The sequence below is a fragment of the Streptomyces sp. NPDC021093 genome (genome assembly GCF_044333135.1).
Taxonomy (GTDB): Bacteria; Actinomycetota; Actinomycetes; order Streptomycetales; family Streptomycetaceae; genus Streptomyces.
Window position 1 is genome coordinate 443,107 of the sequence record NZ_JBIRQJ010000007.1, and the last position, 19,177, is coordinate 462,283.

Sequence of the window (19,177 nt, forward strand, 5' to 3'; positions counted from 1 at the left end):
GTGACGACGCGTCCTGAGAATTGCGCGCTGCGTGCCGTTCGTCAAGGCCCCCCGCCCCCTCAGAGGTTTGTCACCTGCCCGGACCGCCTCAGCGGCGTACAGCGGGCGCACAGTGGGTCTGCGGGGCGCACAACGAAGATCACCATACTCGTCGGGGAGCGATGAGCCCAGCCGCCGGAGGAACGCCGAAGGGCGACCACCCCATTGGGTGATCGCCCTTGGCTGTGCCGGCGTTACGCCTCACGGCGTTGTTCCGGCAAAAAGAGTCAGAGACTCAGAGGGTCACTTGACCTCGACGGCCGCACCGGCGCCCTTGAGGGACTCGGCAGCCTTCTCGGCGGCCTCCTTGGTGACCTTCTCGAGGACCGGCTTCGGAGCGCCGTCGACGAGGTCCTTGGCCTCCTTCAGACCCAGCGAGGTGAGCTCACGCACGACCTTGATGACCTGGATCTTCTTGTCGCCGGCACCCGTGAGGATGACGTCGAACTCGTCCTGCTCCTCGACGGCCTCGGCAGCGGCGCCGCCACCGGCCGGACCGGCAACCGCGACGGCCGCGGCGGCGGTGACGTCGAACTTCTCCTCGAAGGCCTTCACGAACTCGGAGAGCTCGATGAGGGTGAGCTCCTCGAACTGAGCGAGCAGGTCTTCCTGGCTGAGCTTCGCCATGATGGCGTCCTTCCACTAATTCGGCAGGTGCCGGATGTAAATGTCGGCGGGCGTACTGTCGGCCCGCTGCGGCCGTCCCCCTAGTGGGTTACGACCAATGCGCGAGCCGAGTTACTCGGCACCGCCCTGCTCTTCGAGCTTGACGCGAAGCGCTTCCGCGGTGCGGACGAACTTCGAGGGGAGCGCCTGGAAGAGCTGCGCAGCCTGAGTCTGCTTGCCCTTCATGGCACCCGCCAGCTTGGCGAGCAGAACCTCGCGGGACTCGAGGTCCGCGAGCTTCTTGATCTCATCGGCGGTCAGCGCCTTACCGTCAAGGACACCGCCCTTGATGATGAGGTTCGGGTTCTCCTTGGCGAAGTCACGAAGACCCTTCGCCGACTCCACCGGGTCACCGGTGATGAAGGCAACCGCCGTCGGACCAGTGAACTGGTCGTCCAGCGAAGAGATCCCGGCCTCGTTGGCCGCAATCTTGGTCAGCGTGTTCTTCACCACGGCGTACTGGGCGTTCTCACCGAGCGAACGACGCAGCGTCTTGAGCTGCGCAACGGTGAGACCCCGGTACTCGGTCAGCACGGCGGCGTTCGAGCTGCGGAACTGGTCCGCGAGCTCGGCTACCGCGGCAGCCTTGTCGGGCCTTGCCATAGAGCGTCGGCCTCCTTCCGGGTGATGAGGACCGCTCAGAAGGGGCTGCAAAAACGAAAACGCCCCGGCGCAAGCGCACGGGGCTGAGCTCAACCAGAATGAACCGGGAACTTTCCACGAACACCTGCGCAGGTCGTCCGCGTCTTTCCAGCGGATCCTTCGGCCATCGCGCCCTCTTACGAGCACACGACAACGACCAGCGGTCTTTGGCTTCCTCGGAAGAGTACGCGACGGCGTCGATGTCAGGCAAATCGGCCGGACGGCCCCCGTCCACGGCCCCGCCCCGAGGGCCGTCCTGCCGTGGTCCGAGGGGCCGTCCGGCCGCGCTCCGTCAGCCCTGCTGCTGCTTCTGCTGCTTCTGCTGCTGCTTCATCAGGTCCTTGAAGTCGAGCGTCCGGTCCGCGGCCGGGGCCTCTGCGGCGACGTCCACGCCGTAGTCCGTGTAGAAGACGGTGGAGTTGATCGGGCCGATCTTCGACTCGGAGCGCTCGGTCTTCTTCACCAGGAGGTCCTCCTTGTCGACCCAGATGTCGACGGTGCTGGTGGTGACGCCCGTCTGCTCCAGCTGGCTCTTGAGGCCCGCGAGGGTCTTCGCGTCGAGCTTGGAGTTGGCCTCGGCCATCTTCTGGACGTCGAGGGTGCCCGTGTAGTGCGTGGCCTGCACGCCGCGGACGTCCTCCTTGCCGACCTCCTTGACCTGCCCGGAGGCGAGCAGCTGCTTCACGCCCTGCTCCGGGGTGGAGTTCTGCATCTGGTCCTTCAGCAGGGCGCCGCTGGGGCCCATCAGCTTGACCATGTCGTCGTACGAGTACCGGATCCAGGACTTGCCGCCCATGTCCTTGGCGAAGGCGGGGCCCATGTCGACGTAGTAGGCGTCGGGGAGGTAGCGGGCCTTCATCCTGCCGTCGCTGCCGGCCTTCCGCAGGTTCTCGGCCATGGGGCCGCTGGTGTACCTGAGGTCCATGACTCCGGTCACGCCGTTGTCCCAGCGGATCGCGCCCTTGCTCTCGGTGCCCATCGTGGTGCCGACCGACATGGTGCTCTCGATCTTCGCGGAGTTGGCGGCACCGGCCTTCTTCTGGGCGGCCTGGAGCACGCTGAGCGCGCTGCGGGCGCTGTCGGTGCCGTCGGTGCCGCCGTCGGCCTGCTTGCCGGCGTCGGTCTGCTTGCTGCCCTCGGTCTGCTTGCCACCGTTGCCGCCGTTGCAGGCGGCGAGTCCGGTCAGCGCGACCACCGTCAGCACGGAGAGACCCGCGCGGCGTACGAGTGCCTTGTTCATGTGTCCTCAATTCTGATGAATGGCCCCTGACCAGTGCTTACGACCGTATCGAAACGGGAGGCACGGCGGTGACCGCGTACCCGGGGAGACGGCCACGTACCGGAGAAGGACGAGAGATGCGAAAAGCCGGGTTGCACTCCTGCGGAGAGGAGTGCAACCCGGCTTCGGTGCGCGGAACCCGCGGCAGCTACCGAGTCAGAGGACTCAGACGGCGGCCGGGTCCTCCTCGACGAGGAGGTTGCGGGTGCGGTTGGCGTCCAGCGGGATGCCGGGGCCCATCGTGGTGGCCAGCGTGGCCTTCTTGATGTAGCGGCCCTTGGCGGCGGACGGCTTCAGACGGAGGATCTCCTCCAGCGCCGCTGCGTAGTTCTCCACCAGCTTGGTCTCGTCGAAGGAGACCTTGCCGATGATGAAGTGCAGGTTCGAGTGCTTGTCGACGCGGAACTCGATCTTGCCGCCCTTGATGTCCGTGACAGCCTTCGCCACGTCCGGGGTGACCGTGCCGGTCTTCGGGTTCGGCATCAGACCACGCGGACCGAGCACGCGGCCGAGGCGGCCGACCTTGCCCATGAGGTCCGGGGTGGCGACGACGGCGTCGAAGTCCAGGCGGCCCTTGGCCACCTCGTCGATCAGTTCGTCGGAGCCGACGATGTCGGCGCCAGCGGCTTCCGCGGCCGCAGCACGGTCACCGGTCGCGAAGACCAGGACCCGGGCGGTCTTGCCGGTGCCGTGCGGAAGGTTGACGGTGCCGCGGACCATCTGGTCGGCCTTGCGCGGGTCGACACCCAGACGCATGGCGACCTCGACGGTGCCGTCGAACTTGACCGAGCTGGTGTCCTTGGCGATACGGACGGCTTCGAGCGGGGCGTACAGACGCTCCGAGTCGATCTTGGCGTCCGCAGCGCGGAGAGACTTGCTGCGCTTCACTGCTGCTCCTGTGTCAGGTATTCACCATGCGGCTGCCGCCGCATGGCAGGTGTGGAGTCGTGGTGCGGGCCGGCGCGTGGCCCTACCACTGTCGTACGAAAAGGGGCTTTCGTACGAGAAGGGGCTGATCAGCCCTCGACCGTGATGCCCATGGAACGGGCGGTGCCGGCGATGATCTTGTCGGCGGCGTCAAGGTCGTTGGCGTTCAGGTCGGGGAGCTTGACCGTCGAGATCTCGCGCACCTGAGCGGCGGTGAGCTTCGCGACCTTGGTCTTGTGGGGCTCGCCCGATCCCTTGTCCACACCCGCGGCCTTGAGGATCAGCTTGGCGGCCGGCGGGGTCTTCGTCACGAAGGTGAAGGAGCGGTCTTCGTAGACCGTGATCTCCACCGGCACGACCATGCCACGCTGCGACTCGGTCGCGGCGTTGTAGGCCTTGCAGAACTCCATGATGTTGACGCCGTGCTGACCGAGCGCCGGGCCGACCGGCGGGGCCGGGTTGGCGGCGCCCGCGTTGATCTGGAGCTTGATAAGCCCCGTGACCTTCTTCTTCTTGGGAGGCATTGCTCTCTCCGGGTCCTAGTGAGAGTTTCGGCCATCCATCCGATCATCCGGATGGAGGCATACCGCACAACGATAACGGGTATAGACGTGCGGCTAAAAACCGAGCAGGTCAGACCGGCTTTGGAAGCCCGATCTGACCTGTTCGGAAGCTCTTGTCAGAAGTGCCCCGGGAGGGGTCAGTTCTTCTGAATCTGGTCGAAGCTGAGCTCGACCGGAGTCTCGCGGCCGAAGATCTCGACGAGACCCTTGACCTTCTTCGAGTCGGCGTTGATCTCGTTGATCGTGGCCTGGAGCGTGGCGAACGGGCCGTCGGTGACGGTGACCGCGTCGCCGACCTCGAAGTCCAGGACCTCGACGGTGACCTTGCGGGCCGGTGCCGGCTTGCCCTCGGCCTCGGCGGCCTCACGGGCCGCCTTCTCCTCCGCCTCCGGGGCGAGCATCTTGACGATCTCGTCCAGGGTCAGCGGGTACGGGTCGTAGGCGTTGCCCACGAAGCCGGTGACGCCGGGGGTGTTGCGGACGACGCCCCAGGACTCGTTGGTGAGGTCCATGCGCACCAGGACGTAGCCCGGAAGCTTGTTCTGGCGGACGTTCTTGCGCTCGCCGTTCTTGATCTGAACGATTTCTTCTTCCGGCACTTCGGCCTGGTAGATGAACTCTTCGACGTTCAGGGAGACGGCGCGCTGCTCCAGGTTGGCCTTCACGCGCTTCTCGTACCCGGCGTACGTGTGGATGACGTACCACTCGCCGGGCAGGGTGCGCAGCTCCTCGCGGAGGGCGGCGATCGGGTCCACCGGCTCGGCGGGCTCGGCCTCTGCCTCGTCGGCCTCGACCTCGGCCGCTTCCGCGTCGACCTCGTCGGCCTCCGCAGCGTCCTCGGCGGCAGCCTCGTCCTCGTCCGTCTCGGCGACCGCGACGGCCTCGTCCTCGACGTGGACGGCGGCCTCCTCGGCCGGCTCGCCCGCGGCGGCGTCGGCAGCTTCGGCCTGGTCGGGCTCCACAGCGTCCGCCGCCTCAACGATGGCGGTCTGGTCCTCAACGGACTCGACAGAGCCCGCCGCCGGCTCGACGGCGTCGTTCAGGTTCGGGTCAGACACGGTGGCTGCTTCTTCCTGGATACACAAATGGGTGGAACGCGCGAAAGGGGCGCCCAGTGGAGGCGCCCTACGCGAGTAGTGCTTAGCCGAAGACGTACTTCACGGCGGCGGAGAAGCCCTGGTCGATCACGGTCACGATGCCGATCATGATCACGACGAAGACAATGACGACAGTGGTGTACGTCGTCAGCTGGCCGCGGGTGGGCCAGACGACCTTGCGCAGCTCCGCGACGATCTGGCGGTAGAACTGCGCGAGGCGGCCGAGCGGGCCCTTTTTGCCCCGCTTGCCGCCCTTTCGCGCCTTCTTCGGTACTTCGTCCTGGGCATCAGGCATGTCGATGGAGCCTACGGCGTCCGTCACGCTACTCACCTGATTCCGGGTCGTGGCCGTGCCGCGCCCGGTGGAGCCGCACGACAATGCAGAGAAGTACGTACATGCGCACACATCCTGGCGAAGGAGTGTGTAGCAGGGCCGGAGGGACTTGAACCCCCAACCGCTGGTTTTGGAGACCAGTGCTCTACCAATTGAGCTACGACCCTTTGTGGTTCCCCCAACCTACCGCATCCGACTGAGTGCACGGAGTGCGCTCGGCGGAGCGGGCTGCTGTGGGCCAACGACAGGTGAGTGTACGTGCTCCGCGGGCCCGCGTCGAACAGAAAGGGCTCCGACGTGCCCCGGACCAGTCTGCGAAACCCCTGTACCGGGGCGGCAGATGGTCTGGGACGATGGGGCGCATGAGCGCTGCTACTCCTCCGACCGAGCGCCGGGTCTCCGCCCGCATCGGTGCCATTTCCGAGTCCGCCACCCTTGCCGTGGACGCGAAGGCGAAGGCCCTCAAGGCCGCCGGCCGCCCGGTGATCGGCTTCGGCGCGGGCGAGCCCGACTTCCCGACGCCGGACTACATCGTCCAGGCCGCGATCGAGGCCTGCTCGAACCCGAAGTACCACCGCTACACCCCGGCGGGCGGGCTCCCCGAGCTGAAGAACGCGATCGCCGCGAAGACGCTGCGCGACTCCGGCTACGAGGTCGACGCCTCGCAGGTCCTGGTCACCAACGGCGGGAAGCAGGCCATCTACGAGGCGTTCGCCGCGATCCTCGACCCGGGCGACGAGGTCATCGTCCCGGCTCCGTACTGGACGACCTACCCGGAGTCGATCCGGCTCGCGGGCGGTGTCCCGGTGGAGGTCGTGGCCGACGAGACGACCGGATACCGGGTCTCCGTCGAGCAGCTGGAGGCCGCGCGCACCGAGCGTACGAAGGTCGTCCTCTTCGTCTCGCCGTCGAACCCGACCGGCGCGGTCTACAGCGAGGCCGACGCCGAGGCGATCGGCCGCTGGGCGCACGAGCACGGGCTGTGGGTGCTGACCGACGAGATCTACGAGCACCTGGTCTACGGCGACGCGCAGTTCACCTCGCTGCCCGCGATCGTGCCCGAGCTGCGCGACAAGTGCATCGTGGTCAACGGCGTGGCGAAGACGTACGCGATGACCGGCTGGCGGGTCGGCTGGATCATCGGCCCGAAGGACGTGGTGAAGGCCGCGACGAACCTTCAGTCGCACGCCACGTCCAACGTGAGCAACGTGGCGCAGGTCGCCGCGCTCGCCGCCGTTTCCGGTCCGCTGGACGCGGTCTCGGAGATGCGGACCGCCTTCGACCGGCGCCGCCAGACGATCGTGCGGATGCTCGGCGAGATCGACGGCGTCGTCTGCCCGACGCCGGAGGGCGCGTTCTACGTGTACCCGTCGGTGAAGGGGCTGCTCGGCAAGGAGATCCGCGGCAAGCGCCCGCAGACCTCGGTCGAGCTGGCCGCGCTGATCCTGGAGGAGGTGGAGGTCGCGGTCGTTCCGGGCGAGGCCTTCGGGACCCCGGGCTACCTGCGGCTTTCGTACGCGCTGGGTGACGAGGACCTCGTCGAGGGCGTGTCGCGGATGCAGAAGCTGCTGGCCGAGGCGCGCGACTGACGCCTCGCTGGACCTGACGGTCCTCCGGCCCTGTGGCCGGAGGACCGTTTCTGCGTTCGGGGGTGCACCCGTTGGGGAAAAGACACTTCCGGGCGCGTCGCACGTACGGCAAGATCCTTGGATGGAACGTGTACGTGATCTGACCCTGCTCCCCAAGGCTCATCTGCACCTGCATTTCACCGGGTCGATGCGGCCCTCGACCCTGCTGGACCTGGCCGACCTGCACGGTGTGCATCTGCCCGACGCCCTGACCAGCGGTGAGCCGCCGAAGCTGCGGGCGACCGACGAGCGGGGCTGGTTCCGCTTCCAACGGCTGTACGACGCGGCCCGGTCGTGTCTGCGCACCCCCGAGGACATCCAGCGGCTGGTGCGCGAAGCCGCCGAGGAGGATGTGCGGGACGGGTCGGGGTGGCTGGAGATCCAGGTCGATCCGACGTCGTACGCACCGCTCCTCGGCGGGCTGATTCCGGCGTTGGAGATCATCCTGGACGCGGTCGACAGCGCGTCGCGGGAGACCGGGCTCGGGATGCGGGTGCTGGTCGCGGCGAACCGGATGAAGCACCCTCTTGATGCGCGGACGCTGGCACGCCTCGCCGTGCGGTACGCGGACCGCGGGATCGTCGGCTTCGGTCTTTCGAACGACGAACGGCGGGGAATGGCACGGGACTTCGACCGTGCGTTCGCGATCGCCCGCGAGGGCGGTCTCCTCGCGGCGCCGCACGGCGGCGAGCTGACCGGGCCCGCTTCCGTCCGGGACTGCCTGGACGACCTGCACGCTTCGCGGATCGGGCACGGGGTGCGGGCCGCCGAGGACCCCCGGCTGCTGAAGCGTCTCGCGGACCGGGGCGTCACGTGCGAGGTGTGCCCCTCGTCGAATGTCGCGCTCGGGGTGTACGAGAAGCCCGAGGACGTGCCGCTCCGCACCCTCTTTGATGCGGGGGTGCCGATGGCACTGGGGGCGGACGACCCGCTGCTGTTCGGGTCGCGGCTGGCGGCGCAGTACGAGCTGGCGCGGGAGCACCACGGGTTCACCGATGCCGAACTGGCTGAGCTGGCACGGCAGTCGGTACGGGGGTCGGCCGCACCCGCGGGCGTACGGGAGAAGCTGCTGAGCGGGATCGACGCGTGGCTGGCGGAGTGAGCGTCGCCTGCCGACGCATGCCCGAGGGGTGAGCGCTACCCGCTGACGCCCTCCAGGAGGGTGGCGGCGAGGGCTGCGGCGAAGTCGTCGATGTCCTGCGGGGGCTTCTTGCCGATCTTCCCCTCCGGGTCGTACGCGAAGGAGCGCTGCGCGCAGGCGCCCAGCAGCAGCGAGGCGGCCGCGAAGGTGTCGGCGGTGGGGGCGATGCGGCCGGCGGCCTGTTCAGTGCGCAGATAGGCGTCCAGTCCCTCGATGGGCATGTGGGGTCCGGTGCCCATGTCCCGCATGGCGGTGTCGTGGCGGGCCTTGAGTCTGGTCTCGGCGTAGAGCGAGGCGGCGATCGGGAAGCTCTCGGCGTAGAAGAGGACGGCCTGGCGGGCGATCTCGGTGAGGTTCTCCTCGACGGAGCGCGCGCCGGGGTCGAGTGCGAGGCGGTGCAGCAGCGGGGTGAGCCGGGGCAGCCGTTCGGTCAGCACGGCGACGAAGAGGTCCTCCTTGCTCGCGAAGTGCTTGTAGAGCCCGGCCTCCGAGCAGCCCGCGGCCCGGGCGATCTCCTTGGTGGTGGCGCGGGACAGTCCGAGGGTGCGCATCAGCTCGTGGGCGGCGTCGAGGATGCGCTCTCGGGTGGGCTTCTGCATGGATGCTCCGGGCGGGTTCATGGCGGGGGTTGACGGGTGAGTGAATGCTCACCCACTCTAGAGGCAGGGTGAGTGAATGCTCACCCACCCCAGGAGGGTGTGCGATGAAGCTCACGGTATTCGGTGCCACAGGCGGCATCGGGCAGGAGATCGTCAAGCAGGCGCTGGCTGCGGGGCACGAGGTGACGGCGGTGGTGCGCGATCCGGCGCGGTTCGCGGTGACCGGCGAGCGGCTCACGGTGTTCCGGTCGGACCTGGCGGACCCGGAGGGACTGCGCGCGGCCGTGGCCGGCCGGGACGCGGTGCTCTCGGGCCTCGGGGCGCGCAGCACCAAGGACGTCGGGATCACCACCACGCTGACCCGGGTGGTACTGAGTGCGATGGAGGCGGAGGGCACCCGCCGGCTGGTGGTGGTCAGCGCTGCCCCGGTGGGCCCGGCGCCGGAGCGGCAGCCGGCCGTGGACCGGGTGATCGGCCGGGTGGTCAGCCGCGTTCTGAAGGGCGTGTACGACGATCTGCGCGTCATGGAGGGCGAGTTGGCGCGCTCGGCGACGGACTGGACGTCGGTGCGGCCGCCGAAGCTGACGGACAAGCCGCTGACCGGGACGTACCGGAAGGTCGTCGGCGGCACCCCGCGCAGTGGCCGGACGATCGCGCGGGCCGATGTGGCCCACGCGATGCTGGCGGTGCTGGAGGACCCCGCGACGGTGAAGCAGGGCGTCGGGGTGGCGTACTGACGCCTCAAGAGGACGCTCCGGCCCCCTCTTGAGGGGGCGCGATGCCTTCAGATCTTGAGGGGCCGGTGGCTTCAGATCTTGAGGTGCCCGTGGCTTCAGAGGGCGCAGTTGACCGTCACCGGCTCGTTGACCAGGGTCACGCCGAACGTCTCGCGGACGCCCTCGACGACCTCCCGGGCCAGGGCGAGGAGGTCCTCGGTGGTGGCGTGGCCCCGGTTGGTGAGGGCGAGGGTGTGCTTGGTGGAGATGCGGGCGGGCCCGTCCCCGTACCCCTTGGTGAAGCCCGCGCGGTCGATCAGCCAGGCCGCCGACGTCTTGGTCAGCCCCTCCCCCGCCGGGAAGGCGGGCGGGGCGGTGTCGGGGCCGAGGCGGTCGTGGACGCGCGCGAGGAAGTCCGCGAACCCGGCTTCGTCGAGGATCGGGTTGGTGAAGAAGGATCCCGCCGACCAGGTGTCGTGGTCCGCCTCGTCCAGGACCATGCCCTTGCCCGCGCGCAGGCCGAGCACGGTCTCGCGCGCGGTCGCCGCGGGAACGCGGTCGCCGGCCGAGACGCCCAGGGTGCGGGCGGTCTCCGGGTACTTGATCGGCGCGGACAGCCCGCCCGCGTCCTCCAGCTCGAAGCGCACGCGCAGCACCACATAGCGGTGCGGGTCTTCCTTGAAGCGACTGTGGCGGTACGAGAAGGCGCACTCGGCGTTCGTGAGGGTGACGCGCTCGTCCGTGCGCCGGTCGTACGCGTCGACCTCGGTGAGGGTGCTGGAGACGTCCTGGCCGTACGCGCCGACGTTCTGGATGGGGGTCGCACCGGCGGAGCCGGGGATTCCGGCGAGGCACTCGATGCCCGCGAGGCCCGCTTCGACGGTGCGGGCGACGGCGTCGGTCCAGACTTCTCCGGCGGCCAGCTCCAGCTTCGTACCGTCGAGCTGGAAGCCCTTGGTGGCGATGCGCAGGGCGGTTCCTTCGAACCCCTTGTCGCCGATGATCAGGTTGCTGCCGCCGCCGACGATCAGCAGTGGGGTGCCTGCGGCATCGGCCTCGCGGACGGTGGCGATCACCTCGTCGTCGGTGGTGGCCGTGACCAGGCGGGCCGCGGGGCCGCCGAGGCGGAAGGTGGTCAGGGGGGCGAGGGGGGCATCGTGGAGTTCCTGCACGGGGTCCAGCGTACGAGAGCGCGGAAGCGGCCCCCGCCGGTCGGGCGGGGGCCGCTGGGTGCGGGGTGGTTCGGCACGGGGCAAGGCGTGGGCCGGAGCTGAGGTACGGGGTGGTCCGGCACGGAGGTGCGGGTCGGTTCAGTGCGGGGCGTCCAGTCGTTTCAGGGCGTCGTCCCAGGTGAGCGGCAGCGTGTCGGTGTCGACGGGCCAGAAGGTGAACGTCGAGTCCTTCATCAGGGGCTTCAACGCCCGGGCGCTGGACCGGTGCGGGTCGCTGCCCGCGAAGCGGTAGAGGGCTTCCTGCGACTCCCAGACGGACAGCGTCCAGAAGGTGCGGCGCAGCGGGCGGGCCCGCAGGGTGACGCCGTGGGCGCCGGGTGCGGTGCGGATCTGCCACATGATGCGGGGCGCGCGGGCGAAGAAGCGGAACGCGCCCAGGAGGGTGCGGGTCTCGAAGCGGGAGGCCATGGCGTACGCCTCGGTGTGCGGGTCGGGGCGGTGCGGGGTGAGCCAGGGGAGGTCGGGCACGGTGGTTCTCCGTTCGGATCGTCGGGCTGGGACGGGCGTGCCGTGTCAGGCGGTGAGCTGCGCCGGGCGGTGACCTGTGCCGGGCGGACGAGGCGTGTTCGGCGTGTCAGGTGGTGACGAGCTCGCGGTCGTCGTCGGCCGCCGGCCCGGCCGGTTCCTCCGCCTTCGTACGACGCGGGATCAGCAGGGCGGCGAGGGCGGCCAGGGCGACCGCGAAGGCGCCGATCCACAGGGCGGGGACGGTGCCGTCGGTGAAGGCGGCCGGTGATTCGTAGCCGCCCTGTGCGGAGAAGACGGCGCCCAGGACCGCGACGCCGAGGGCGCCGCCGACCTCGCGCAGGGCGCTGTTGGCGCCGGAGGCGATGCCCTGTTCGGCGGGGCGGACGCTCGCCATGACGACGCTGGAGGCCGGGGCGAAGTACAGGGCCATGCCGACGCCGCCGACGATCAGGCCGGGCAACTGGGCCGCGTACGACACGTCGGGGCCGATGACCAGCGCGAAGAGGGCAAGACCGACGGCCTGGAGGGCGAGCCCTGCCGCGACGACCGGGCGGCCGCCGATCCGGTCGGAGAGGATGCCCGCGAACGGCGCCACGAGCAGCGGCATCCCGGTCCAGGGGAGCATCCGCAGGCCCGCCTCGGTGGGCGAGTGGCCGAGGACGCCCTGCAGGAACTGGCTGAGCAGGAAGATCGCGCCGAACATGCCCAGGAACATCAGCAGGCTGGCGAGGTTGATGCCGAGGAATCCACGGCTCTTGAAGAGGCGCATGGGGAGCATGGGGTTCTTGTTGCGGAACCCGTGGTGGACGAAGCCGCCCAGGAGCGCGGTGCCGACGAGGAGTCCGGCGAGGATCGGCGCGCTGGTCCAGCCGTCCTCCTGGCCGTTCACCAGGGCGTAGACGATGCCGAAGAGGCCGCCGCTGACGAGGAGGGTGCCGAGGACGTCGAGGCGGGCGTTCGGCGCGTACGACTCTTTGAGGCGGAGGGCTGCGAGGGGCAGCAGGACCAGGCCGACGGGCACGTTCAGCCAGAAGATCCACTGCCAGGACAGGTGCTCGGTGAGGGTGCCGCCGATGAGCGGGCCGCTGGCGACGGCGAGGCCGGTGACGGCGCTGAAGATGCCGAGGGCCGCGCCGCGGCGGGCGGCGGGAACGGCCGCGGTGAGCAGGGTGAGGGTCAGCGGCATCATGATGGCGGCGCCGACCCCCTGTATCGCGCGGGCGGCGATCAGGGAGTCGATTCCGGGCGCGAGGGCGGCGGCGGCCGACGCGAGGGTGAAGATGCCGAGGCCCACCACAAAGAGGCGGCGGCGGCCGAAGCGGTCAGCGAGTGCGGCGCCGAGCATGAGCAGGACGGCGAAGGTGAGCGTGTAGGCGTTCACCGTCCACTGGAGGTCGGCCAGTCCGCCGCCGAGGTCCGCGCGGATCGAGGGCAGGGCGGTGGTGACGACGAGGTTGTCGAGCGCCGCCATGAAGCCGGCGACGCTGGTGATGACCAGGGTCCAGGTGGTGCCGGTGCGCCGGGGTGTCCCCGTTCGCTCGTTCATTGCTTGTTCCCCCTACAGATTAGTTATTGATCACTAACTTTTGCGGGTACGAGAAAGCGGATGGCGCGAGGCGCACACTGCTCACTTCTTGGGATGGGTCGATTCGTGGAAACCGGTCCAGACCCGGTGCTCGGGCGGGTAGCCCAGGGAGACGAGGGTATTGATGAGCATCCCGGACGCGAAGAACTGCGTGGTCTCCCCGGCGTCGGCGCCGAGCGCGAGATGGACCGTGTCGTACATCTCCATCCAGCCCGCCCTGACCTCCTCGCCGAACTCGTGGTCACCGGCCACTTCGGCGGACGCCACGGCGACGTACAACTGCATCTGCATGAGCAGCATGTCCGGGTCGTCGGCGATGAGCGCCTGGTACGCCGTCCCCATGGCGTCCAGCGCCTCGGCGCCCTGCAGTCCTTCCGCGGCCTTCTTGAAGACCGCGGTGGTGTCCTCGACGCAACGGTTCGCCGCGGCGAGGAAGATGGCCTGCTTGTTCGGGAAGAGGCGGAAGAGGTACGGCTGCGAGACGCCGACCCGCTTGGCGATCACCTCGGTGGAGGTGCCGCGGTATCCCGTGCGGGCGAACTCGACCATCGCCGCACGGACCACGCTCTCGCGTCGCTCCTCTGCGCTCATCCTGACCATGCAAGAAAGTTAGTGGCCAATCACTAACAACGTCAAGAGATTCGCCAGGACTGCCGCGAAGCAAGGGGATGCCTCTCTGGCTGCTGTGAAGTAAGGGGCGGCCTCTCTGGAGACCGCCCCTTACCCTCGACCCACCCGCGATCGTCTCAGCCGAGCCGGACCACCGCGCGGGACATGCCCAGCACCTTCTGGCCTGCGCTCATCGCGACGAGGTCCACCCGGACCCGGTTGTCGTCCAGCAGGACGGCCACCTTGCCGCTGACCTCGATCAGCGCACCCTCTTCGTCGTTCGGCACGACGACGGGCTTGGTGAAGCGCACCCCGTAGTCGACGACCGCGGCCGGGTCGCCGGCCCAGTCGGTGACCACGCGGATCGCCTCGGCCATGGTGAACATGCCGTGCGCGATCACGTCGGGCAGCCCGACCTCGACCGCGAACTTCTCGTTCCAGTGGATCGGGTTGAAGTCACCGGACGCACCCGCGTAGCGCACCAGTGTGGCGCGACTCACGGGGAAGGACTGCGCGGGCAGCTCGGTGCCGACCTCGACGTCCGCGTAAGCGATCTTGGCAGCCATCTCACGCCTCCTCGGCGGCGGCACGCGCCACCAGCTTCGTCCAGGCGGTCACGACGTGCTCACCGCTCTCGTCGTGGACCTCGCCACGGATGTCCAGGATGTCGTTGCCCGCCATCGACTTGATCGCCTCGATGGTCGAGGTGACCGACAGCCGGTCGCCCGCCCGCACCGGACGGGAGTAGGCGAACTTCTGGTCCCCGTGCACCACCCGGCTGTAGTCGAGCCCCAGCTGCGGGTCCTCGATCACCAGCCCTGCGGCCTTGAACGTGATCGCGAACACGAAGGTCGGCGGAGCGATCACATCGGGGTGCCCGAGCGCCTTGGCGGCTTCCTGATCGGTGTACGCGGGATTGCTGTCGCCGACGGCCTCGGCGAACTCGCGGATCTTCTCCCGGCCGACCTCGTACGCCGAGGTGGGCGGATAGGACCGCCCCACGAAGGACTGGTCGAGCGCCATGGACTCGTACCTCCTGAGTGAGTTCCGAAAGGGATCTTCGGAGATCTACGGGGATCTTCGAAAAAGGGAAACGGGGCGTGACAAACGACACGAGGCCGCCCCCAACAATCGGGGACGGCCTCGTGTACGAGCCTGTGCTTAGCGCGTTTCGCGGTGCGCCGTGTGCGAGTTGCAACGCGGGCAGTGCTTCTTCATCTCCATGCGGTCCGGGTTGTTACGCCGGTTCTTCTTGGTGATGTAGTTCCGCTCCTTGCACTCCACGCAGGCCAGCGTGATCTTCGGGCGGACGTCGGTGGCAGCCACGTGAGTGCTCCTTGGACGGACGGATGTACGGATGAACGCAAAAAAGAGTAGCCGATCGGAGGACCGACCCTACAATCGGCTACTGCGCGTAGCGGTGACCGGACTTGAACCGGTGACACAGCGATTATGAGCCGCTTGCTCTACCGACTGAGCTACACCGCTTTGATGTCTGGATCACCTCCCCCGAGGGGGAGGATCTCCGAACACCAGAGCCCCAATGCGGAATCGAACCGCAGACCTTCTCCTTACCATGGAGACGCTCTACCGACTGAGCTATTGGGGCGAGCGATGAAGACATTACACGGGTCTGCGCCGATCCCCCAAATCCGTATCCGGGCCCCTCTTCGGCCCCCTCCCGGACCCGCTCCCACCACCCGTCACGTAGGCCACCGGAGGTCACTCCGGTACGACTATTCCGCTCTTCCTCGAAGCCGTGAACAGGGGCCCCTAGGCTCGATCGGACGCCGCGTGATCTTGGGTGCCGGGCCCTCCCCCGCCGCGCCCCTCTCCGCCCGAGCCCGCCAGGAGCGCGATGTCCGACAGTCAGCCGCAGCCGCCTCGCCACCGGGGGAACTCCGGCAGCTCCGGCGTCCCCTCCCCCGACGGTGCCGCCGCCACTTTGCTGTTGCGCGGCGCCCGCCTCACCGACGGCCGCACGGTCGACGTACTGCTCAGCGGGGGGCGCATCGAGGCGGTCGGTACGGCGGGGAGCCTTCCGGCGCACACCGCGTCGCGCGAGGACCTCTCCGGCTTCCTGCTGCTGCCCGCCCCCGCCGAGCCCCACGCGCACAGCGACACCGCGCTGACGGCCGACGCGGGCGGGCCCGCCTCGTACGCGCCGGAGGGCGTCCAGCGGCGGACCACGGAGGCGGCGCTGCTGCAGCTCGGACACGGCGCGACGGCGCTGCGCTCGCACGTACGGATCGGGGACGTGCACGGGCTCGGCCCGATGGAGGCGGTCCTCCAGTCGCGGCGGACGCTGCGCGGGCTCGTGGACCTGTCGGCGGTGGCCGTGCCCCGGCTGCTGACCGGGGCAGCCGGGGCGGACGGTCTGGCGATGCTGAGGGACGCGGTGAAGATGGGCGCCGCTGTGGTGGGCGGCTGCCCGGACCTGGACCCGGATCCGGCCGGGTACGTGGAGCGGGTGCTCGAAGTGGCCGCCGAGCACGGCTGCCCGGTCGACCTGCACACGGACGGTGACGACCCGGCGCGGCTGGCACGGCTCGCGGCGATGGCCGGCGGACTGCGCCCCGGCGTCGCGATCGGTCCGTGCGGAGGGCTCTCCCGGCTGCCTCTTGAGGTGGCGGCGCGGGCCGCCGATCAGCTCGCGGCGGCCGGGGTGAGCGTGGTGTGCCAGCCACAGGGCGGGTGCGGCGGGGTGGACCAGCGGGGAGTGGCGCCGGTACGGCTGCTGAGGGCGGCCGGAGTGCGGCTCGCGGCGGGCAGCGGGGCGCTGCGGGACGTGGCCAACCCGGTCGGTCGCGGGGACCCTCTTGAGGCGGCGTACCTGCTTGCCTCGCAGAGCGGGATGCGCCCGCAGGACGCGTACGACGCGGTGGCGACGGCGGCGCGCGAGGCGATGGGGCTGCCCGAGGTGCGGCTGGAGGCGGGGTTCCCGGCGGAGCTGGTGGCGGTCCGCGGCGAGCGGCTGTCGGGCGTGCTGTCGCTCGCGTACAGCCGGATCGTGGTGCACCGGGGGCGGGTGGTGGCGCGGACCAGCGCGGTGCGCGAGTACTGCGACACGGTGGCGGCCGTGGAGCTCGAACTGCCGCGCCAGGGGCGGTCGGGGACGGGGACAGGCACGGGGACCGGGGGCGGGACCGGGGCGTGAGCGCCGTGGGGGCGGAGCGGGGCACTGGGGGTCGCCTGGGCGGCGCACGCCCCCGCGGGGTCGGTGCGGGCCCTGAGAGGGCCGGTACGGGGCTCTGAGCGCCGTCGAGCAGGGTGGGCGGGCACGTCGAGCGGAGCGGCAGGCGCAGGCGCCGTCGGCCGGGTGACCGTACAGCCGCTCGGAGGGTGGTGCGGGCAGCGCTCTGAGCGGGGGCGGCCCGGTGGGCGTACGGTCGGGAACATGCGCACTGTCATCGCTGGTGGACACGGTCAGATCGCGCTGCGGCTGGAGCGTTTGCTCGCCGCACGCGGAGGTGAGGTCGCGGGCATCGTCCGTGACCCGAAGCAGAGCGACGACCTGCGGGCGGCGGGCGCCGAACCGGTCGTGCTCGACCTGGAGTCGGCGTCGGTCGAGGAGGTCGCCGCCGCCCTTGAGGGCGCCACCGCGGCCGTCTTCGCGGCCGGCGCGGGTCCGGGCAGCGGGGCCGACCGCAAGGGCACCGTGGACCGCGACGCGGCCGTGCTGTTCGCGGACGCCGCCGAGCGGGCGGGAGTGCGCCGCTATGTGGTGGTGTCCTCGATGGGCGCCGACCCGGCGCACCCGGGCGACGAGATCTTCGACGCGTACCTGCGGGCCAAGGGGGCCGCGGACGCGGACGTACGGGCCAGGGCCGGCCTGGACTGGACGGTCCTGCGGCCCGGGCAGTTGACGAACGACGCGGGGACCGGGCTGGTGACCCTGGGCGCTGCCACGGGGCGCGGGCCGGTGACGCGGGACGACGTGGCGGCGGTGCTGGCGGAGCTGCTGGAGACGCCGTCGACGGCCGGGCTGACGCTGGAGCTGATCGGGGGAAGCGTGCCGGTTTCGGTGGCGGTGAAGGACGTGGCCGGGAACTGAGCGGCGGGACGGAACTGCGCGGCGGGACCGATGAGTTCGGTGCCGCCGCGCAGTCGTCACCGCAACGGATCCGAGCCGGAGCGAACCGGAGCGAAGGAGTCGCATGCACACGGAACCTGTGGTCGTGGAACGGGGCGAGCAGCCCTATGTGGCGTTCCGGGGGCACGTCCGCATGGACGGTTTCCGTCTGATCGCCGACCGGTTCCCGGAGCTCTTCGGCTGGCTCGCCGCACGGGGAACCGAACCGGTCGGCGGACCGTTCTTCCGGTACAACCTGATCGGCGCGAAGGGGGAGTTGGAGATCGAGGCGGGTGTTCCGGTGGCGGTGTCGCTGAAGCCGGAGGGCGACGTGCTGTCGGGGCTGCTGCCCGCGGGCAGGTACGCGACGGTGACGCATGTCGGCCACCCCGACGGGCTGATCGGCGTCACGGCGGAGCTGCTCGCCTGGGCCGAAGGGCGGGGTCTGGAGTGGGACATGACGGCGGCGGAGGACGGTGAGCACTGGGTCGGCCGGCTGGAGACGTACAAGACGGATCCGCGCGTGGAGCCGGACCTGAGCAAGTGGGAGACGGAGCTGGCTTTCCGTCTGGTGTCCGGGTAGCGCCGGCGTCCGGGCAGCAATCGATGTCTGGTGTCCGGGTCTGGTGTCCAGGTCTGGCGTCCGGGCAGCGGCCGGTCGGGAAAACCCGAAGGCCCCCGCTCCGCGTTTCCGCAGATCAGGGGCCTTCTTTTGTGGCGGCGCCAGGATTCGAACCTGGGTAGGCTAAGCCGACGGATTTACAGTCCGTTCCCATTGGCCACTCGGGCACACCGCCATGGGATGTCACCGCGGATCTTCGCCTTGCGGCGCTTTTCCCTGGGGACGACGTAAACGATACCTGATGACCAGGGGTGCTCCGCCACTCGATTGATCAGTGCCCGCCGTCCGTACGGGTGGCTAGGCTTTGTGCCGTACTCCGGGCCTTGTGCCCGGGGCTTGCACGCCGTACCCGTCACCCACATCAAGGAGCCACAGGACATGGCCGACTCCAGTTTCGACATCGTCTCGAAGGTCGAGCGGCAGGAGGTCGACAACGCCCTCAACCAGGCCGCGAAGGAGATCTCGCAGCGCTACGACTTCAAGAACGTCGGCGCCTCGATCTCGTGGTCCGGCGAGAAGATCCTGATGGAGGCGGACTCCGAGGAGCGCGTCAAGGCCATCATGGACGTCTTCGAGACCAAGCTGATCAAGCGCGGGATCTCGCTGAAGGTGCTGGACAAGGGCGAGCCTCAGCTGTCCGGCAAGGAGTACAAGATCTTCTCGTCCATCGAGGAGGGCATCTCCCAGGACAACGCGAAGAAGGTCGCCAAGATCATCCGCGACGAGGGCCCCAAGGGCGTCAAGGCGCAGGTGCAGGGCGACGAACTGCGGGTCAGCTCCAAGAGCCGCGACGACCTGCAGACCGTGCAGGCGCTGCTCAAGGGCAAGGACTTCGAGTTCGCGATCCAGTTTGTGAACTACCGCTGAGGCGCTGCCGCCGGCAACTGATGCGGTAGGCGTTCTTCGAACGGGGGCGGTGGGCGGCTTCGGGCCGACTCCCGCCCCCTTCGCGTACCTC

The 19,177-nt window shown here is 69.5% G+C and carries 22 protein-coding genes and 4 tRNA genes; 7 read left to right on the forward strand and 19 right to left on the reverse strand.

Features of this window, described 5'->3' with window-relative positions; translation table 11 throughout:
- Positions 1–282 precede the first annotated feature (282 nt).
- The 8 genes from rplL to ACH4SP_RS24095 form a co-directional block, all read right to left on the reverse strand.
- Positions 283–666 (reverse strand): 50S ribosomal protein L7/L12, encoded by a 384-nt coding sequence (gene rplL, locus ACH4SP_RS24060; protein WP_398417579.1) that lies wholly within the window; start codon positions 664–666, stop codon positions 283–285.
- 111 nt (positions 667–777) lie between these two features.
- Positions 778–1,308: a 50S ribosomal protein L10 gene (gene rplJ, locus ACH4SP_RS24065; RefSeq protein WP_362417190.1), complete on the reverse strand. Its 531-nt coding sequence runs from the start codon at positions 1,306–1,308 to the stop codon at positions 778–780.
- A 331-nt stretch (positions 1,309–1,639) separates the two neighbouring features.
- Positions 1,640–2,587, reverse strand: a complete 948-nt coding sequence (locus tag ACH4SP_RS24070) for a hypothetical protein (protein ID WP_398417580.1) — start codon at positions 2,585–2,587, stop codon at positions 1,640–1,642.
- 204 nt (positions 2,588–2,791) lie between these two features.
- Complete coding sequence (gene rplA / locus ACH4SP_RS24075) at positions 2,792–3,514, reverse strand: 50S ribosomal protein L1 (protein ID WP_398417581.1); 723 nt, start codon at positions 3,512–3,514, stop codon at positions 2,792–2,794.
- A 128-nt stretch (positions 3,515–3,642) separates the two neighbouring features.
- Positions 3,643–4,077, reverse strand: a complete 435-nt coding sequence (gene rplK, locus ACH4SP_RS24080) for a 50S ribosomal protein L11 (protein ID WP_214974378.1) — start codon at positions 4,075–4,077, stop codon at positions 3,643–3,645.
- A 176-nt stretch (positions 4,078–4,253) separates the two neighbouring features.
- Entirely contained in the window at positions 4,254–5,174 is a 921-nt protein-coding gene (gene nusG / locus ACH4SP_RS24085) for a transcription termination/antitermination protein NusG (RefSeq protein WP_398417582.1), read from the reverse strand.
- Between the two features lie 82 nt (positions 5,175–5,256).
- On the reverse strand, positions 5,257–5,535 hold the full coding sequence (gene secE, locus ACH4SP_RS24090; RefSeq protein WP_398417583.1) for a preprotein translocase subunit SecE: 279 nt from the start codon (positions 5,533–5,535) through the stop codon (positions 5,257–5,259).
- Between the two features lie 106 nt (positions 5,536–5,641).
- Positions 5,642–5,714, reverse strand: a tRNA-Trp gene (locus ACH4SP_RS24095).
- 195 nt (positions 5,715–5,909) lie between these two features.
- Here ACH4SP_RS24095 and ACH4SP_RS24100 point away from each other — a divergent pair.
- Together ACH4SP_RS24100 and ACH4SP_RS24105 are read left to right on the forward strand one after the other, a co-directional pair.
- A complete protein-coding gene (locus ACH4SP_RS24100) occupies positions 5,910–7,136 on the forward strand; it encodes a pyridoxal phosphate-dependent aminotransferase (RefSeq protein ID WP_398417584.1) in 1,227 nt (408 codons plus the stop codon).
- Between the two features lie 121 nt (positions 7,137–7,257).
- Positions 7,258–8,277: an adenosine deaminase gene (locus ACH4SP_RS24105; RefSeq protein WP_398417585.1), complete on the forward strand. Its 1,020-nt coding sequence runs from the start codon at positions 7,258–7,260 to the stop codon at positions 8,275–8,277.
- A gap of 35 nt (positions 8,278–8,312) precedes the next feature.
- Here the strand turns inward: ACH4SP_RS24105 and ACH4SP_RS24110 are convergent, their stop codons facing one another.
- A complete protein-coding gene (locus ACH4SP_RS24110) occupies positions 8,313–8,915 on the reverse strand; it encodes a TetR/AcrR family transcriptional regulator (protein WP_398417586.1) in 603 nt (200 codons plus the stop codon).
- 104 nt (positions 8,916–9,019) lie between these two features.
- Here ACH4SP_RS24110 and ACH4SP_RS24115 point away from each other — a divergent pair, with 104 nt between their 5' ends.
- On the forward strand, positions 9,020–9,652 hold the full coding sequence (locus ACH4SP_RS24115; protein WP_398417587.1) for an NAD(P)-dependent oxidoreductase: 633 nt from the start codon (positions 9,020–9,022) through the stop codon (positions 9,650–9,652).
- A 95-nt stretch (positions 9,653–9,747) separates the two neighbouring features.
- Here the strand turns inward: ACH4SP_RS24115 and ACH4SP_RS24120 are convergent, their stop codons facing one another.
- The 9 genes from ACH4SP_RS24120 to ACH4SP_RS24160 form a co-directional block, all read right to left on the reverse strand.
- Positions 9,748–10,803: a UDP-N-acetylmuramate dehydrogenase gene (locus ACH4SP_RS24120; protein ID WP_398417588.1), complete on the reverse strand. Its 1,056-nt coding sequence runs from the start codon at positions 10,801–10,803 to the stop codon at positions 9,748–9,750.
- A gap of 138 nt (positions 10,804–10,941) precedes the next feature.
- Positions 10,942–11,331: a DUF3291 domain-containing protein gene (locus ACH4SP_RS24125; protein ID WP_398417589.1), complete on the reverse strand. Its 390-nt coding sequence runs from the start codon at positions 11,329–11,331 to the stop codon at positions 10,942–10,944.
- Positions 11,332–11,437: 106 nt separating this feature from the next.
- On the reverse strand, positions 11,438–12,877 hold the full coding sequence (locus ACH4SP_RS24130; protein WP_398417590.1) for a DHA2 family efflux MFS transporter permease subunit: 1,440 nt from the start codon (positions 12,875–12,877) through the stop codon (positions 11,438–11,440).
- An 81-nt stretch (positions 12,878–12,958) separates the two neighbouring features.
- Positions 12,959–13,516, reverse strand: coding sequence for a TetR/AcrR family transcriptional regulator (locus ACH4SP_RS24135; protein ID WP_398417591.1), 558 nt, complete (start codon positions 13,514–13,516; stop codon positions 12,959–12,961).
- Between the two features lie 146 nt (positions 13,517–13,662).
- Positions 13,663–14,091: a MaoC family dehydratase gene (locus ACH4SP_RS24140; protein WP_398417592.1), complete on the reverse strand. Its 429-nt coding sequence runs from the start codon at positions 14,089–14,091 to the stop codon at positions 13,663–13,665.
- 1 nt (position 14,092) lies between these two features.
- Positions 14,093–14,548, reverse strand: coding sequence for a MaoC family dehydratase N-terminal domain-containing protein (locus ACH4SP_RS24145; protein ID WP_362417159.1), 456 nt, complete (start codon positions 14,546–14,548; stop codon positions 14,093–14,095).
- 138 nt (positions 14,549–14,686) lie between these two features.
- Positions 14,687–14,851, reverse strand: coding sequence for a 50S ribosomal protein L33 (gene rpmG, locus ACH4SP_RS24150; RefSeq protein WP_007265873.1), 165 nt, complete (start codon positions 14,849–14,851; stop codon positions 14,687–14,689).
- A gap of 89 nt (positions 14,852–14,940) precedes the next feature.
- Positions 14,941–15,013: transfer RNA gene (locus tag ACH4SP_RS24155), tRNA-Met, on the reverse strand.
- 48 nt (positions 15,014–15,061) lie between these two features.
- Positions 15,062–15,134, reverse strand: a tRNA-Thr gene (locus ACH4SP_RS24160).
- A 249-nt stretch (positions 15,135–15,383) separates the two neighbouring features.
- Between ACH4SP_RS24160 and ACH4SP_RS24165 the strand changes: the two genes are divergently transcribed.
- The 3 genes from ACH4SP_RS24165 (at position 15,384) to ACH4SP_RS24175 (ending at position 18,180) form a co-directional block, all read left to right on the forward strand.
- Complete coding sequence (locus ACH4SP_RS24165) at positions 15,384–16,682, forward strand: amidohydrolase family protein (protein ID WP_398417593.1); 1,299 nt, start codon at positions 15,384–15,386, stop codon at positions 16,680–16,682.
- 240 nt (positions 16,683–16,922) lie between these two features.
- Positions 16,923–17,579, forward strand: a complete 657-nt coding sequence (locus tag ACH4SP_RS24170) for an NAD(P)H-binding protein (protein WP_398417594.1) — start codon at positions 16,923–16,925, stop codon at positions 17,577–17,579.
- A gap of 103 nt (positions 17,580–17,682) precedes the next feature.
- On the forward strand, positions 17,683–18,180 hold the full coding sequence (locus ACH4SP_RS24175; protein ID WP_398417595.1) for a GyrI-like domain-containing protein: 498 nt from the start codon (positions 17,683–17,685) through the stop codon (positions 18,178–18,180).
- Positions 18,181–18,312: 132 nt separating this feature from the next.
- Here the strand turns inward: ACH4SP_RS24175 and ACH4SP_RS24180 are convergent.
- Positions 18,313–18,394: transfer RNA gene (locus ACH4SP_RS24180), tRNA-Tyr, on the reverse strand.
- Positions 18,395–18,597: 203 nt separating this feature from the next.
- On the opposite strand from ACH4SP_RS24180, the gene ACH4SP_RS24185 reads away from it, so the two are divergent.
- Positions 18,598–19,086 carry a YajQ family cyclic di-GMP-binding protein gene (locus tag ACH4SP_RS24185; RefSeq protein WP_398417596.1) on the forward strand — a complete coding sequence of 163 codons (489 nt, stop codon included), beginning with the start codon at positions 18,598–18,600 and terminating at the stop codon, positions 19,084–19,086.
- Positions 19,087–19,177 lie beyond the last annotated feature (91 nt).